Consider the following 15657-nt stretch of genomic DNA (forward strand, 5'->3'; position numbering starts at 1 on the left):
CAGATTCCGTTCTGTGGGGTTGATAGACCCCAACAGTGGCGGTTGTCGTCGGGGCAGAGGTGGTAGCGGGCTACCCCAACCCCACGTGGAACGAGAAAGAAGCCAGGGATTGGCCTATCATCTGTTTTTTTCCAACAGATGACTGATTGTGATGACTGCCGTTAACCTGCCCACCGCCCTTGAAACCTGCAACATGCTCGAAATCGATGGCCTGTATACCTTTGATTTCAAGCTGGAAGGGTGCTTGCACATTGAGTGCATAGATGGCCGGGACAAGAAGCACTGGCGCTTTACTCCAGAACAGGTATTGGCCGCCGTCTTCGATGAAACCTTGCAAAGCTGGACCCTCACTAGCGACTCGGGCCAGCACCGCCTGGTGTGCATGAGTGGGATCAGTGGCAGCAACCACGACGAGGATGAAGACGATGCTGATGCGTAAATTCTGGCCTTTGCTGATGGCCGGCAGTGTGGGGGCGATGTCAGTCCAGGCCGCGCCGGCCCAGACCCACGAACTGCTGGTGGGTAGCTACACCGCAGGTGCCAGCGAAGGTATCTATCGGGTGCAGTTCGACAGCCGCACCGGGCACTTCGCCGGCCCTGCGGTGCTGGCCGCGAAGACGCAAAACCCGTCGTGGCTGACGGTGTCCAGCGACCGCAAGCGCCTGTTCGTGGTCAATGAAAACGGCCCCGGCCAGCAGGACACGGTCGGGCGCGTGAGCAGCTACCGCATCGACCCGGACAGCCGCCAGTTGCACCTTATCAATCAGGTGCAGAGCCTGGGCAACGAACCGACTCACTCCAGCCTGGCAGCCGATGGCCGGTTTCTGTTCGTGGCCAACTACAGCGTGCTGGAAGATCCGGGTGGCAGCCTGGCGATCCTGCCCGTAGATGCCGAGGGCAGGCTGGCGGCACCGGTGCAACTGAGTGCCCATCCCGCCAGTGGGGTCAACCCCGAGCGCCAGGCGTCCAACCATGTGCATTCAGTGGTGTCTTCGCCCGATGGCAAGTATGTGTTTGCCAATGATCTGGGGGCCGACAAGACCTTTGTCTATCGCTATGACCCCAAGGCCAATCCCGAGCGCCCACTGGTGCCGGCGGCCGTGGTAGAGCTGCCGGCGGGCAGCGGTCCACGTCACCTGCTGTTCAGCGCCGACGGCAAACACGCCTGGCTGACCATGGAGATGAGCGCGCAGATTGCCGTCTTCGACTATCAGGACGGCCAACTGACCCGAACCCAACTGGTGGACATGGCTGCCGGGCAACCGACGTCGGACAAGGCCGGCGCGGCGTTGCATGCCTCTGCCGACGGCAAGTTCCTGTATGTCAGCAACCGGGGCACGGCCAACACGTTGCTGGTCTACAGCATCGACCCGGCGACAGCCCGGTTGAAGGAAATCCAGCGCCGCTCCGTGGAAGGCGATCACCCCCGTGAATTCAGCCTCGATCCAAGCGGCAGGTTCCTGTTGGTCGCCAACCAGAAAAGCAACCAGATCGTGGTAATCGAACGCGATACCCAGACCGGCCTGTTGGGTAAAACCGTGCAGAAACTGGCGATCGATGCGCCCAGCGACCTCAAGTTCCTGATGTGACAATCCGCCACAGGCTCCGTGGTTCGGGGCCTGTGGTGTTGTATTAATCGTGGTGATAACAGCTACTGTTTCAAAGCATTTCTGCGTTCAACCCCCTCGGCGTAAGTTGGGTTCCAAGGCCTCCACGGGCCACCTGACCAACCGAACACAAGGGTTACCGCCATGAACTTCAATCTCTTCTCGATCATCGCCGCTTCCGCCGTTTCCGCCACCGTTGCCTTGCCAGCCAGCGCCAGCGTGGAAATCAGCAGCAAAAAATCCAGCACCAGCGCCTACACCCAGAAATACCTGCAGCAAAGTGCCAACTTCTATGCGGCTCTGGACCACAAGGTCCAGTCCTGAGTTGTGGCGAGGGGGCTTTTTGTGGCGAGGGGGCTTGTCCCCCGCTGGGCTGCGCAGCAGCCCCAGTAAGGACTGCCGAGTAGTATCAGGCACACCGAGGGGGCTGGTTTTGGGGCTGCTTTGCAGCCCAGCGGGGGACAAGCCCCCTCGCCACAAAAGGCCCCATCACCACAAAAAGCTCTCCTGACCACAGGCTCAGCCCTTGGCCATGACCCCGGTAAACAGTGCCGACGCCAAAAACCGCTCCAGCCACTGTTGTAAACGCGGATAAGGCGCGCCAGCAAACCACTCCCGATCCACATGGGCAAACTGCCGCACAAACGGTGCCAGCGCCACATCGGCCAGGCTCAGGTGATCGGCCAGCAAGTAGTCGCGCTGCGCCAGCAACGCCTCCAGCCTGCGCAAAAATACTTCGCCCTCGGCGCGATAGTGTTCCATCGGCTGCGCTGGATAACGTTCGGCGTATTTATAGCGATTCAAGTGCACCTTGAAGACCAGGTCATTTTCTTCAATCAACCCTGCCATCAGCCCCTGCGCCGCGGGATCATCCTTGAGCAACCAGTCCTCGGGGTCGTTCTGCGCCAGCGCCCAGCGCATGATCGCCAGGCTCTCGTCGATCACCTGGCCGCCCACATTCAACACCGGCACCGTGCCCTTGGGTGAGAGCGCCAACATTTCGGCCGGCTTGGCCTTGAGGCTGACCTCGACAATCTCTACCGCCACCGCGCAATAGCGCAGCGCCATGCGTGCGCGCATGGCGTACGGGCAGCGGCGAAACGAATACAGCAGTGCCTCGCTCACTTCACCTCCAGGGTGCTCAAGCCATTGCCTTGGCGCTTGACCTGGATCTGCACGGGGATGCGCTCGTGCATTTCCTGCACGTGGGAGATCACCGCCACCTTGCGCCCCTGGGCCTGCAGGCCGTCAAGGGCGTCCATCGCCAGTTGCAAGGATTCGGGATCCAGGCTGCCGAAGCCTTCGTCGATAAACAACGACTCGATCTTCAAGGTGCTGGAGGCCATCGACGCCAACCCCAGCGCCAGGGCCAGGGAGACCAGGAACGTCTCGCCACCGGACAGCGAGTGCACCGAGCGCAGTTCATCGCCCATCTCTGTGTCCAGCACCAGCAGGCCCAGCATGCTGCCGCCGCGCTTGAGGCGGTAGCGGCGCACCAGTTGACGCAGTTGCACGTTGGCGTGGTGCACCAGCAGGTCGAGGTTGTAGGCCTGGGCAAACTTGCGGAATTTGTCGCCGGTGGCCGAACCGATCAGCGCATCGAGCCGGGCCCAGCGCTGCCACTCTTCATAGGCCTTGGCGGTGGTGAGCGCCAGTGTCTGGTTGGCGTCCTGGCGTCGCTGGTCTTCGGCTTGTTGGGCGCGCAGTTCGGCGCAGTGTTTTTCACCGCTGTCCAATTGCTGGTTGAGATCGGCCAGGGCACTGTCCAGCTGTTCGGCATCGAGGTTGCCATTGTGCAAGGCCTGGTGGTCCTTGAGGCGTTGCTCGCGTTCCTGCAGGAGGACCTTGGCCTGTTCGATGGCCTTTTCGCTGTGCTGCACCTGTTGGCGCAGCTGGTTGACGCCGGCCTCGTCGAAGGCCAACAGATGGGCCAGGCCTGTGTCGTCCAACTCCGGATGCTGAGCACGCCAGTCGCTGATACGCCCTTGCAGCGCCTGCAGTTCGGTGTCCAGGGCTTGCTGGCGTTCCTGGCGGGACTTGAGGTCGGCGGCCAGTTGGATCAGCTCGTTGCGGGTTTCCTGCAACTGTTGATTGGCCTGGGTCTCACTGTGGCGGGCCTGTTCCACGGCCTGCTCGAGTTGCTGCTGCCAGTGCTCGGCGCTGCTATGTGCGCCCAGCAGCGCGCTGAGTTTTTCCTGGGCGGCCTGCTGTTGGCGGGTCAGCTCGGTCAACTGCTGCTGCAGCACGGCCAACTGTTGCTGGCGATGTTGCTGGCGGTCCTGGTCTTTTTCGATGGCTTGCTGGCGTTGTTGTTGCTCGGCCAGTTCATCCTTCTGGTAGCCAAGCTGCTCCAGGCGCTGGCTGATCTGCTGGTCCAGGAGCATGAACGTTGCCGCTGGCTCCGTGCGCAGGCCGGCCAGGGTCTCGGCCGGTAGCAGGCTGGTGAAGGCATTGAGTTCTTCGTCCAGGCGTTCGCGGTCGCTGGCCAGTTCCCGTTGCTGGTCGATCAGTTGTTGGCGGGCTTGCTGGCTGGCGTCCTGGGCGGCTTGCAACTGCTGCTGCAGGCGCCCGGCATTTTGTTGCAGGTTGAGCAGGGCGCCCTGGCGCTGTTCGTCCTGGGTGATGCTCTGGTTGAGCTGGCCCAGTTGCTGCGCCAGCCAGACGCTGCGTTTGCCGCTGTCCTGGTTGAACAGGGCGGCGCTCAACGGATGGGCTTCGAGGCTCGGCGCCAGGGCCTGGAGCTGGCTCGTCAGTTGTTCCTGTTGTTGCAGGAACTCCTTTTGCTGGGCGATCAAACCGCCGACTTCACCGCGCAGTTCGGTGAGCTTTTCCTTGAGGCTATCGACGGCTTGCTGCGCACGGGCTTCTTCGTTTTCATCATGGCGCGTGAGGCTGTGCAGCAGGGCTTCGGGCTGGTGATACGGATGCTCGACGCTGCCGCACACCGGGCAGGGCTGCTCATCCTGCAATTGCCCACGCAACTCTTCGACACTGGCACTGCGCGCCAGGCGCTGGCGTTCCAGCAACTGCTTGGTCACGCTCAGGGTCTGCTCGGCCACCGCCAGCTCGGCCTTGGCTTGCAGGCCGGTCTGGTTCAGTTGCTCGCGCTGTTGTTGGGCGGTGGCTTGCTTGCGGGCCAGTTCCTGCTGTTGCTGGTCCAATTGCTGCTGGCTGTCCCAGAGCCGCGTCAATTCCTCGAAGGCCCGTTGTTGCTTGCGATTGTCCTTGAGCAGGCTGTCGAGCAATTGGATCTGCTCGGCCACGGCCTGGGGTTCGGCGCCGGCCTCCTGGTACAGCAGGTCCAGAGCAGTGCGCTGTTGGGTCCATTGCTCGCTGGCGCGGTTGGCCCGTTCCTCAAGCTGCGGCAGTTCGGCCTGGCCTTTGTTCAGGCGATTGCCGATCAGCATCAGTTGCTGCAGGCGGTCGCGGTAGGCGTTCCAGGCATCACTCAAGGGCGCGAGGGCGGCGCTGCGTTCAAGTTGTGCGGCCAGTTGTTGCAGGCGGCTGGCAACCTGCTGTTGCTGGGTGTGCAGGGCATCCAGGCTGGCCTGGCCCTCGGTGCAGGCGGTTTGCCCTAGCTGCAGTTGCTCGCTGCTTTGGGCCAGCTCGCGGGTCAGGCGGGCGAGGGTGCTGTGTTCCTCGAAGGCCTGGCGCAGCAACGGCGCAGCCTCGGTCTGTTGCTGCAGGGCCACGGCCAAGGCGCCGTGCGCGCTGGCTTGTTGCTGCTGCAGTTGTTCCTGACGCGCGTGCAGGGCTGTCTGCTGCTCTAGGTGCTGGCGGATCTGCGCGGCCAGGGGCTCCAACTGGCCGGTCAACTCGCTGTGCCGCGCAAAATGATGACGCTGCGGCGCCAGTTGCTCCAGGCGGCTCAAGTCCAGGCGTTGCGGGCCCTGGCTGTGCCACGCCTGTTCGGCCTGTTGCAGTTGCTCGATCGCACTGTGCTGGCGCTCTTGCCACTCGCGCAGTTCCTTGAGCCAGGTGTGTTGCTGTTCCAACTGCTTGAGCTGGGTCTGCTGGGTCTTGAGCTGTTGCTGAGCCGCGCTCAACTGCTGATCCAGCTCGGCGCGGGCCTCCGCCGGCAGCGGCGTGACACCTGTGGCCTGGTCCTGCAGCAGCTTGTGGGCGTCCTTGGCCTCCCGGGCCTTGACGAACGCGCGCTGCCCCAGCTGGGTGTAGAGCGCGGTGTCGGTGAGTTTTTCCAGCAGTTCGCTGCGCTCGTTGTCGTTGGCCTTGAGAAACGCGCTGAACTCACTTTGCGCCAGCAGCACAGCCCGGGTGAACTGCTCGAAATTCAGGCCCAGGGCCAGTTCCAGCTGGGTCTTGTATTCGGTTTTCTGGCTGGCCAGCAGTTGTTCGCTGTCCAGGTCGATCAGGCTCTGGCGGCTGTGTTGCAGCTTGCCGCTGGCCTTGTCCCGGGCGCGGTTGGCTTCCCAGCGCGCACGGTAGCGGCGCCCGTTGACGCCGATAAAGTCGACCTCGGCATAACCTCCACCGGTGCCACGCCGGATCAGGGTGCGTGGGTCGCCGATGGAGATATCGGTATCGGCATCGGGCATTTTCGCCTGGCCGGTATCGCCCAGGCGTGGCACGGCGCCAAACAGCGCCAGGCAGAGGGCGTCGAGCAAGGTGCTTTTACCGGCGCCGGTGGGTCCGGTAATCGCAAACAACCCGGCGCTGGCCAGGGGCTCGGCGGTAAAGTCGATCTCGAATGGCCCGGCCAGCGAGGCGAGGTTTTTCAGGCGGATGGCGAGGATCTTCATGGCTGTTCGCCCTCCTGTTGCACGTCCTGGAGCAGCACGGCGAAATCCTTCAGGGTCTGTTCATCCACTTCACTGCCATAGCTGTCTTGCCAGGCGCGGCTGAACAGTTCCTGGGGGGTGAGCTGGTCGAGTTCGATCAGGGTGTCTTCGTCACTGCCGTCGCTGCCGCGTTGGCCGGCGTACTCGGCGGCGATGCGCACCAGGCGCACCGCCTTGCCCAGCAGGGCCGTTTCGATTTGCTGGCGCAGGTCCGGTTGCGGCTCGTCGAGGCGCACCCGCACTTCGAGCCAAGGGTGGCGCTGGGTTTCGGCGAGCAGGTCGATATCCGGCAGATCGGCCAGGGCCTTGAGGATATCGGCCAAAGGCGCGGCTTCCAGGCGTTGCAGGTTGACCGCGCGGGGAATCAGGAGGGGTTCGACGCTGACCAGCATTTGGCCCTGGAATGTCACGTCGAGAATCTGGTGCTTGTAGCCGATTTCGGAGAACGACAGCGGGATCGGTGAGCCGCTGTAGCGAATCCGCTCTTCGCCATTCACCTTTTGCGGCTTGTGCAAATGGCCGAGGGCAACATAGCCGACACTCTTGTCGAACAGGTTGGCCGGCAGCGCCTCGGCATTGCCGATGATCAGGCTGCGCTCGGAGTCTTCCGATACCGAACCACCGGCCATATGCGCATGGCTGATGGCAATCAGCGCCTGGCCTTTTTTGCGTTTGGCGTTGGCAGCGGCAATCAGCCATTCATGGACCTGGCCGATGCCGCGCAGGTAGTCGTCACCCAGGTGCGCACCGGTCACTTCTGCCGGGCGCAAGAACGGTAATGCCAGGCACCACGCGGCGATCTTGCCTTTGGCATCCGGCAACGGGATCAGCAGGCGCTCGGCATCCAATTGCCCATCGTCCAGCCACAACACGCGGCCCAGCGCATGGGTACGCAAACGGCGCATCAACGGCGCAGGCAGTTCGATGCGCGAGCCGGAATCGTGGTTGCCGGCGATCATCACGATGGTCAGCGTCGGGTTTTGTTCATGGGCGCTGATGATGAAGTCATACAGGCGCTCCTGAGCCTTGAGCGGCGGGTTGACCGTGTCGAAGATGTCGCCGGCGATCAGCAGCGCATCGGGGCCATGCAGTTTCAGTTGGCCCAGCAGCCAATCGAGGAAACAGGCGTGCTCGAAGTCGCGTTCCTGGCCGTGGAGGTTTTGGCCAAGGTGCCAGTCGGAGGTGTGGAACAGACGCAAGGCGAACTCCGTGGGGAAGAGGTAAAGAGGGGAGGAGTTTACCTGTGTAGGCGCTGGCGTGCCTGAGAAGGCGGTGGGTCAGTTGAAAAAACTGCCAGCTGACACACCGCCTTGTCTTCAGGGCTACACAAAGCAAATGTGGGAGGCCCCACTACTTCTTCGAAGTAGTGCCGTCGCGCATCAAACTGGATACCCTGAGGCGAGCGGGCTTGTCGGAACGCCGCATCGCCCGCTCGCCACAGGGAGTTCGTCAGTGCCTGAAAGTTGTGTAGATACCGATGCTGCGATGGCGGCGTGTCAGTCGAATTTTGGTGTGTCTAATGAAGTGAAAACGGGACAGGTCTTTTAAATAGATCTGTCCCGTTTTTTTGACGTTGGCGGCGGCAATGAACCATTCATGTGCCTGGCCGATACCACGCAGGTAGTCGTCACTCAGGCGTGCTTGAAGTCGCGTCCCTGGCCGTGGAGGATTTGGCCCAGGTGCCAGTCCTATCTTTTTATAGGCACAGTGCGGCGTTTTTTCGAATGCGCTCATTTATTGAAGACTCCGATTATCAGACGAGTGGTCGACTTACCTGTCAGATATGACAGTAGACAGTGATTTTTCGGCAGCGCTTACTGTTAGTACTTGCCTACACCACGACGTGATTTAGCTTCATTACGAATGGAGCGGGCAAAGGCTAGTTCTTGAGCGTTGATACTAGCTATTTATTCACGCGACCACTGAGTCCGGTTGCTGATTGTAGATATTCTAATGTCTGGAGGTCTATCTTATGTCAATTCCTGTGGCAACTCATGTAACGATTATCGGTGAGGCCGTTGCGGGTGCAGTGGTCCGCGGTAGTTACTTTTACGTTAATGATATTCCCGAGCAGAACTCTATATATAGATGGTATATAGATGGAGCTTCCTTTATAGAGGCTAAAAGCCTTGACTTTCAAATACAGGCATCCCTCAGTGGAGCAAAAATCAGGTTTTCGGTAACACCAATGGATGAGAGTGGTGACATTGGTATAGAAACCTTCTCGCCGGAGATAGAGATCTCTGATGGTTATCAGAATATTACCGACGAAGAGCATCGTAATAGCTTTGTTTCCCAGCGGGGTCATTGTTCTTATTATGTGCCAGATCCTAAAGATAGAGTGTTTGTCGCTAGCGCACAGGCCTTTTCACTGACTGACGGGAAAACGCAAAGTGTTCATATCAGAGGGCGTGCTGATCATGCGGGTGATCCCCCGCAAGAAATACGCCAATACCTGAAAAATAATCCAGCCACGCGTATGTTTTCGACCGAGCGAGACTTTGGTGCACTGGTACCCGTGTTGGGCAGTACTAAGCGCCTGTTGTTGTGGGGGACTAATATGGCTAATATTCCCCCGCAGCTGGACTTGAATAATATTAAGTATGTGTATAGCAATCGTACGGCGGTCGCCTTTATTTATGACAATCCGGCGCCTGGAAAAAATACGATCGGCGCATTTGGCAATGCCGCGAACGGCGGAGTGGTCCCAGATGATATTCAGAGGAATCTGCTGTTCGATCCGCCTAAGGCAATCTATGCGACGGAAACCGCGTTTGCGGTATTGACTTACAGGGGAACTGTCTATGCTTGGGGTCAGGCTGCGGGCGGAGGAGTTATTTCTTTAAATGCTCAGAATTACTTAAGGACGATGAAGGTTGAGCGGATTATCAGCACAGCCGGTGCGTTTTGCGCGATTGGTCCGCAAGTCATCAATGACCCTGAAATCAAGCACGTCGTGACTTGGGGCGACGCGGCTAACGGCGGGGAAATTTCTGCCCAGGACTTGACTTACATTCTTGATCAGGATGGTGTTGAACAGGTCGTTGCCAATCGCAATGCTTTCTGCGCTGTGACGAAATTGCGCAGAAGAGCGATAAGTTGGGGGGCGGCAAGCTACGGAGGAACCATGACCGAAGCTGCACGAAGACTCGCTGCCGGAGGCAATATTCTTTTATGCCAAGGCTCTGCGTGGGCCTTTACCATGTTCAATAACTCCGGGCTGTCTGAATCTTGGGGCGCATCGGGTTATGGTGGACTTTCCGGTCACGAGTGTTCTGACGACGAAAACGACGCTGGGAAAGTATTTGAAAAAAGCGTTGAAAAGAATCGCATTGAAGCACTCTTCAAAGATATGCGGATCAATGATTGGTATCAACAACAACGGTCACCGACGCGCCACAGAGCAGAATGTGATCCAAGTGCTACCCCTGGTGCCAATTTAGGTGAAATTGTCACACCTAATGGCATCATCAGTCTTTACTCTAATGACTCCAGCTTTTTCATGGTTGCGAAGGAGTCCGATGGGCGAACCAAGGACCTGTTTTCTTGGGGCCAAACCCTAGGAGGTGGAGCTATTCCACCGGCTACCCGGCAAGTCCTGATGGCCAGTCAAATAACGGATGTGCGCTGCACGAATGGGGCCTATGGCGTAATTAGCACACAAGGTTTTGTTGGTGGGGTGGTTTCCGTATTTGGTGGTGGTAATGCTTATCTGGATGCAGGGGAAGTTCCGGAAGCGCTTCAGGAATATTTGAGAGGTGATGTGAGTGGACTTTACGCTCTGAAGTTTATGCCGCCCTATTATCCTACCGGCTCAAGATCGCCCTCAGCATTTGCAGCCAGGCGAACAAATGGAACGTATGTTGTCTGGGGCGGCGGAGCGAATGTAACAGATGAGTTGTATGACCCGGCCGGTTAAGGGGGTGTATGTTTTGGACGGCGCTCTACGGCTTCCGTTATTTGGAGCCGTTGTAGAGAGTTGCCAACAGTTTGGATTGCTGTGATTGGAGAATTCAACATGAGCAATGTTAAGGAAAAGGCTGTTATTCGTGCTATCCCCAGTGCAAGTGACGTGGAAATTGTGGGGGATATATTTGTAGGCGCCACTGTGCACGGCCTATATAAGTATGATGCTAATGGTGCCAGCCACGAAGGATTGTCACGCTTCTATTGGCATCTCAATGGTGAACGTTTATCTGATGAAGGGCAGTTGGATTTAAAACTCAGGCCTTCAGATGACGGTAAGTTTTTGCAGTTTTCGGTTGTGCCGGTGGACTCGGCAGGGACAACAGGTAGTGAGTATTTCTCACAGTTTTACGAGGTTCGCTCAGGTTTTCAGGGCATATCTGACGAGGAAAACGAGTGGTGTTATCTAAAACAGCGCGGTAATTTTTCATTCCACGTCCCGGAGCCCTCAGATAGAATATTCGTTTCCTCAGGCGGGGCATTTGCGTTGCTTGAGCCAACCAGTGGCGACGTTCATTTGGAAGGGCAGACCGGCTGGGGGTTACCCGTACCTCCTGAGATAGTTAACTTTCTAAAGAATAACAAGGCGATAAAATTATTTTCGGCAGAGTTTAGTTTTGCCGCGTTGGTGAATGTCGGTAGTACCAATCAATTGTTATGCTGGGGTAATACAATTCCATCCACTGCGCCTATTCTTCAAGGGGTAAAGTCGGTTTACAGCACTCGAAGTGCGTTTGCCGTCATTCTCGACAATCCTGCTCCCGGCGCAGACAGTATTCGTGCGATTGGCCCTGTTAATAATCCGGTCTCCACGGTTCCTGCGGAGATCCAGCGAGAATTGTGGTTCGATCCTCCCAAGGCCATTTATGCCGCAGATGATGCATTTGCTGTTTTAACTCAAAACGGCAGGGTTTACGCATGGGGGCAACCCAACAATGGCGGCAACATACCGCCAGACGTGCGGGCGCATTTGAATTCGATGTTTGTTACTCGGATAGTTGCATCGGCGATTTCCTTCTGCGCTATAGGGAGAGATGGCGACATTGCTGTCTGGGGGGCCGCTACCGGTGGCGGAAGCATTCCCACAGACCGATTGACGAGTATTCTGGACGATGGTGGCGTGCAATCCGTCATTGCCGCGACGGCGTCGTTCTGCGCCATCACGCGAAATAGGCGTAGAGCGGTCAGTTGGGGCAGGGCAGCTGAAGGGGGCGATATGAGCGCCAGTGCCGCTCAACTTGCCGCGCGCGGTAATATCATTTTGTGTCGGTCCGCCCGGTGGGCGTTTCTGATGGCTAACAGTAGCGGTCAGGCGGAGGCTTGGGGAGCCCCTCAATATGGTGGGGCTCCCTTGACTGTTCAAGAGAAGCGTCAATTCAGGCAGGTGTTGAAGGGGGCGAAAGCTGTACCGGGCTATGCCAGCCGGCGCGGCGAAAGCAGTCAGTCGCCAAGACTGCGCAGGAATGTTTCGTCCTCAGCCATTATTGTCGACGGGAATCTCAGCTTGTATGCCAACGATGTCAGCTTCTTTTTGCTGAGCCGTCATGATGACGGACGGACCAATGCAATCGTGTTGACAGGGTTGAACACTCATGGCGGCACGATGAATCCGGCGTTGCGGCAGACTCTGATGGCTAGCCTGATTCGTGACGTTTACTGTACAAATGGTGCGTACGGTGTAATCACTACGCAGGGCGGCACGGATGGGGCGGTATCAGTTTGGGGGGCCACACTGGCGATGGAAGATGCCGGTGAGATTCCTCCGGAGTTGGCTGAGTACCTGCGCAGCAACGTAACGGAGTTGTACTCGATCAAGCGTTTTCCCTACGTGGTCCTTCCACCGCCGCCGCCTCCCATCCCACCGCATACTGACCCTTCCTTTGCGGCACGTCGCACCGATGGCACTTACGTATTATGGGGTGGCAATGTAAGGAACCAGTATTTTGATCCGAGGGCAGCACAATAGCTGTGCTCTTCACCTAACAGTTATATAAACAACCCGCGGATGTCGCGGGTTGTTTATGTTCGTCAGTTGAGCATTTCACCTAGTTGGCAGGTTGCACAAATTGCATGCGGGGCATTTCCCGTATTTGGATCTGGTCGAGGGAAAAGGTGCTTGTCGCATTGATCGAGAAAGTTATTCTTACCTGGTGAGCTTGTGTGGGTGGTGTTGCAGGCGTTGTAAAGGTATGGCTTAACCTATCCCAATTTCGGTCCGGGGCCACAGCCCTGGTAACCGTCGTGTTGCCAAAGCTGATTTTGGCTGTCGTTTGTGAGGTACTACCGGTGGTTTTGCAGTAGAAGCTGACCTCGTATTGAGTGTTTGCCTTCAAATCGACGAAGGTTTTCTGCACGCCGGGTTCTATGGCCTCGAAGCTGTTTTTGGTTGCTTGCCAAATGACGTTTTCGGCGCCTTCAATCGTCAGGGCACCTTTGCCGTTAACGCTGTTCACCCATCCGTTCCAGTTGAAATTGTAGAAGTCGGTTAGGTCCCGGAAGTAATCGACACGTACGTTGTAGGTTCTCGTCGGAAAGGCTACGGCCAATGCTTTACTCAAGCTTTGACCGAAGCCTACCCACAGCTGAATGGTCAGTGTTGAACCGTCCATGAGCCGCTGGAGAGACTCAATGGGTGTGGGTGGCTGTAGTCCTCCGATAGCGTCAACCTCACCCAGGCGGTGAGAGATGTAGGTCATCTCATGATAGGCGTCGCCGTTGTTATAGATTCCCTGATATTCCATCCAGACACGGCTGTCGGGATGAATGAACGGCCAGACTGGTGTCAGGGTGCGAGCCCCTATTACCAACTGCGAGAGTGTCAGGTCTGCGGCGTCTCCTACGCCTTGGATAAATGGGGTGGGTAAGCCGGTAAGGGGCAGCAGTTCCAGATCTACGATTTCCGATGCATAGGGGAACGTGCCGCGGGTGAAGTGATATTGCACGCTGATACGGTTGCCCCCTTCGCGAATGCCCTTGGCAATAATCTCCGGCGAAATGAAGGCGCGCACTTCATGGGTGTCGGGATTACCCTGTACTTGGATGGCATCGCTGCCAATCCCGTCGCTGCTCAACCACTCGAGCAGACTCTTATCGGTCGCGAGCATGGGCCGGAACTTAATAGTGACCCAGGTGCCCGCCAAGGCGGCCAGGGGATTGAGCCGATCCGGGTGCAGGGACGCACCTTCGATGATGGGCCGATCCAGCGTCACACCCTTGCCGACGGTGAGCGCCAGAACTTCTGAACGCAGCACCACCCGTGGTGGCCCGGGGCGCTCCAGGCTGTAGGAGATGCGCAGGCTACCGTTGTTGTTCTTATCGAGAATGTCACGGCTGACGGGATAGGGCAGTTCCTTGCCCTGCGTTGCGCCGTTGATCTCCAGGCTGCCGCTGGCGGAACCGCCAGGGCCGGAACCAATGCACGACCAATGCAGCGTATCGCCAGCGACAGTGTTGAGGAAAGTAAAGGTGACCAACACCTCGTTGCCGGGCACGTCAGTGGGGTCGACGTTGTTACCGATAGCCCCCTGCAGCCGTGGCTCCGGCATGTCCACCGTCCGCTCCCCGATCTGGACACCCAGCATCGCCGATTGACGGATCGCCAGCGCATTGCCGCCCAACAAATGAACGGCGCCATCGTTGGTTTCGTAATGAATCGTCGTGTGGCCCTTGCCGGTGAACGGCGCGAGCTCGGCCGCGGTGACTGTGTATGTGCCGCCCTGGGCACCGGCCAATTGCTCCTTGCGGTAGATAATGGCCTCGCCCCCACCCGCAGGAACGTGGGTGATTTTCAGCTCTTCCAGCCAGCCCGGATTATGCGGCTCGTAAACCGGAATGGTGACGGTGATGTTCTGACCTGCCGGAATCAAGCCAAGCTCAATAGGGCTGACGCTGGGGGGCGGCATCAGAACCGGGGTACCGACCACGGTAATCGTGATACTGCCGGATTGCCCGAGGAATACCCCGGCGTCAGTTTCCCAGCGGAATGACACCCGGAATGAACCACCGACCAATTGGCTAATGATGCTGGCATCGATGGAAATATAGGTAAATCCCAAGTTCTTGTCGGTCTCAGGCGCCTGCACGAAGGTCTGAGGAGTACCGTCGGCTAGTGTGCCGAACAGGGTAACGATGATCTTATGCCTGGGGTTGGGTGTCGGAACCGACCGCGCTGTATAGGCGATGACTTCGAAGATCGCGCCACTTTGGGTGTCGAAGTCGATTTGTCGCGATTCGAGTACGGCGCCATCCACCAGGAAAGTCGGAGCCTCCAACAGACTGGGGTCCAACTCGGCCTTCAGCAAATACGGCTTGGAGTACTGGTATTTTTCTCCGGAGAAGTTTTCTACCACATCCCGCACGCGAAAACGCAAGGTCAACTCGCCCTGTTGTCCGCCCTTATCGATGACCGACTTGGGTACAAAAACCCGTATCGGTCCCGTCCCTGCGGCTTCGGCAGGGCTCACGGTATGCAATATGAAAATGCCATCCCAGGACAATTCGATCACATCGTTTTGGCGAATGTACTGGTACAAGTAAATCAGGCACCACACGCCGGCAGCGACATCGCCTGCGCCAATGGTCGACCCGTATGCAAACCCTTCGACAGCCATGACCAGCCCGGTATGCCATTCGTTGCCAGGATCGGTATCGATTCCGCCAGGCCGGTTGATCTTGATCAGATAGCGTTCAGGTGGAGAGGTACTTTCGTTACCGCTGCCGGCCCGTCGCACGAGGCCGCTGCCCAGCACCTCGCCTATAGGCACTTTCTCCTCGGGTATTGCCAGGTTATGACGGGGCTGAGTCAGGTCGGTGACTACACCGTCGAATAACTTGTCTCCAAGAAAAAGGGCGTAATAATCGTTGATGTTCTGACTGGCCCAATTTTCAAACGCGAACAGCGCGTAGGGACGCACATGGCGAATGCCAAGGCCATGGATAGCGTTTTCAGGATGTGCGGTAAACTGCAGTGGCACCGAAGGATAGACGGAATAAGGTCGGTCCAGGTCTTCCAGCCGTTGCGGCTCGGGGGTGGGGGGCGGTGGCCCGTCCGTTGTGCAGACGGCGGGACGCGAATGACCGGTAGGAAACCTTGAATGCTTGGGCATGATGAGCTCTCCTGGCTGAGGGGGAACGCGCCCTGGCTGGACGCGTTGGTGGCGAGGAAGATCAAACACCCGGAGGATAGGGATGGGTAACTGTCAGAAATGACAGTGACGACGAATGGTCACTGGTAGTGGCCTCCCTGGGGGTAGAGCGGTGGCACGTTAGTAGTGTGGCGGCGAATG

General features: G+C 58.1%; 10 protein-coding genes. 5 read left to right on the forward strand and 5 right to left on the reverse strand.

Annotated features, from left to right (window positions below; all coding sequences use genetic code 11):
* Positions 1-151 precede the first annotated feature (151 nt).
* The 3 genes from GDV60_RS11370 to GDV60_RS11380 all read left to right on the forward strand — a co-directional run bounded on the left by GDV60_RS11370 (position 152) and on the right by GDV60_RS11380 (position 1931).
* Positions 152-439, forward strand: a complete 288-nt coding sequence (locus tag GDV60_RS11370; protein ID WP_092235756.1) for a DUF5629 family protein — start codon at positions 152-154, stop codon at positions 437-439.
* Positions 426-1589 carry a lactonase family protein gene (locus GDV60_RS11375; RefSeq protein WP_159907215.1) on the forward strand — a complete coding sequence of 388 codons (1164 nt, stop codon included), beginning with the start codon at positions 426-428 and terminating at the stop codon, positions 1587-1589. Before GDV60_RS11370 ends, GDV60_RS11375 begins: the two co-directional genes overlap by 14 nt.
* A 162-nt stretch (positions 1590-1751) precedes the next feature.
* Positions 1752-1931, forward strand: a complete 180-nt coding sequence (locus tag GDV60_RS11380) for a hypothetical protein (protein ID WP_092235762.1) — start codon at positions 1752-1754, stop codon at positions 1929-1931.
* Between the two features lie 195 nt (positions 1932-2126).
* Here the strand turns inward: GDV60_RS11380 and GDV60_RS11385 are convergent, their stop codons facing one another.
* The 4 genes from GDV60_RS11385 to GDV60_RS11400 form a co-directional block, all read right to left on the reverse strand.
* Complete coding sequence (locus GDV60_RS11385) at positions 2127-2732, reverse strand: glutathione S-transferase (protein WP_133714519.1); 606 nt, start codon at positions 2730-2732, stop codon at positions 2127-2129.
* The gene (locus GDV60_RS11390; protein ID WP_133714518.1) at positions 2729-6367 is read right to left on the reverse strand and encodes an AAA family ATPase; all 3639 of its coding nucleotides are present in this window, start codon (positions 6365-6367) and stop codon (positions 2729-2731) included. Before GDV60_RS11390 ends, GDV60_RS11385 begins: the two co-directional genes overlap by 4 nt.
* The gene (locus GDV60_RS11395) at positions 6364-7605 is read right to left on the reverse strand and encodes an exonuclease SbcCD subunit D C-terminal domain-containing protein (protein WP_159907217.1); all 1242 of its coding nucleotides are present in this window, start codon (positions 7603-7605) and stop codon (positions 6364-6366) included. Before GDV60_RS11395 ends, GDV60_RS11390 begins: the two co-directional genes overlap by 4 nt.
* Positions 7606-7855: 250 nt before the next feature.
* Positions 7856-8140: a hypothetical protein gene (locus tag GDV60_RS11400; protein WP_104912147.1), complete on the reverse strand. Its 285-nt coding sequence runs from the start codon at positions 8138-8140 to the stop codon at positions 7856-7858.
* 238 nt (positions 8141-8378) lie between these two features.
* Here GDV60_RS11400 and GDV60_RS11405 point away from each other — a divergent pair, with 238 nt between their 5' ends.
* Positions 8379-10325 (forward strand): hypothetical protein, encoded by a 1947-nt coding sequence (locus tag GDV60_RS11405; protein WP_159907219.1) that lies wholly within the window; start codon positions 8379-8381, stop codon positions 10323-10325.
* A gap of 99 nt (positions 10326-10424) precedes the next feature.
* Positions 10425-12338: a hypothetical protein gene (locus tag GDV60_RS11410; protein WP_159907221.1), complete on the forward strand. Its 1914-nt coding sequence runs from the start codon at positions 10425-10427 to the stop codon at positions 12336-12338.
* Between the two features lie 79 nt (positions 12339-12417).
* Here the strand turns inward: GDV60_RS11410 and GDV60_RS11415 are convergent, their stop codons facing one another.
* Positions 12418-15477 carry a hypothetical protein gene (locus GDV60_RS11415; RefSeq protein ID WP_159907223.1) on the reverse strand — a complete coding sequence of 1020 codons (3060 nt, stop codon included), beginning with the start codon at positions 15475-15477 and terminating at the stop codon, positions 12418-12420.
* Positions 15478-15657 lie beyond the last annotated feature (180 nt).

The sequence above is a fragment of the Pseudomonas sp. DTU12.1 genome (assembly GCF_009873475.1).
Taxonomy (GTDB): domain Bacteria; phylum Pseudomonadota; class Gammaproteobacteria; order Pseudomonadales; family Pseudomonadaceae; genus Aquipseudomonas; species Aquipseudomonas proteolytica.

What these genes read in the sequence shown, in the direction of transcription:
- GDV60_RS11375 (WP_159907215.1), top strand. Translation starts at nt 426, where the DNA reads ATGCTGATGCGTAAATTCTGGCCTTTGCTGATGGCCGGCAGTGTGGGG.
- GDV60_RS11370 (WP_092235756.1), top strand. Translation starts at nt 152, where the DNA reads ATGACTGCCGTTAACCTGCCCACCGCCCTTGAAACCTGCAACATGCTC.
- GDV60_RS11405 (WP_159907219.1), top strand. Translation starts at nt 8,379, where the DNA reads ATGTCAATTCCTGTGGCAACTCATGTAACGATTATCGGTGAGGCCGTT.
- GDV60_RS11400 (WP_104912147.1), bottom strand. Translation starts at nt 8,140, where the DNA reads ATGAGCGCATTCGAAAAAACGCCGCACTGTGCCTATAAAAAGATAGGA.
- GDV60_RS11415 (WP_159907223.1), bottom strand. Translation starts at nt 15,477, where the DNA reads ATGCCCAAGCATTCAAGGTTTCCTACCGGTCATTCGCGTCCCGCCGTC.
- GDV60_RS11390 (WP_133714518.1), bottom strand. Translation starts at nt 6,367, where the DNA reads ATGAAGATCCTCGCCATCCGCCTGAAAAACCTCGCCTCGCTGGCCGGG.
- GDV60_RS11410 (WP_159907221.1), top strand. Translation starts at nt 10,425, where the DNA reads ATGAGCAATGTTAAGGAAAAGGCTGTTATTCGTGCTATCCCCAGTGCA.
- GDV60_RS11380 (WP_092235762.1), top strand. Translation starts at nt 1,752, where the DNA reads ATGAACTTCAATCTCTTCTCGATCATCGCCGCTTCCGCCGTTTCCGCC.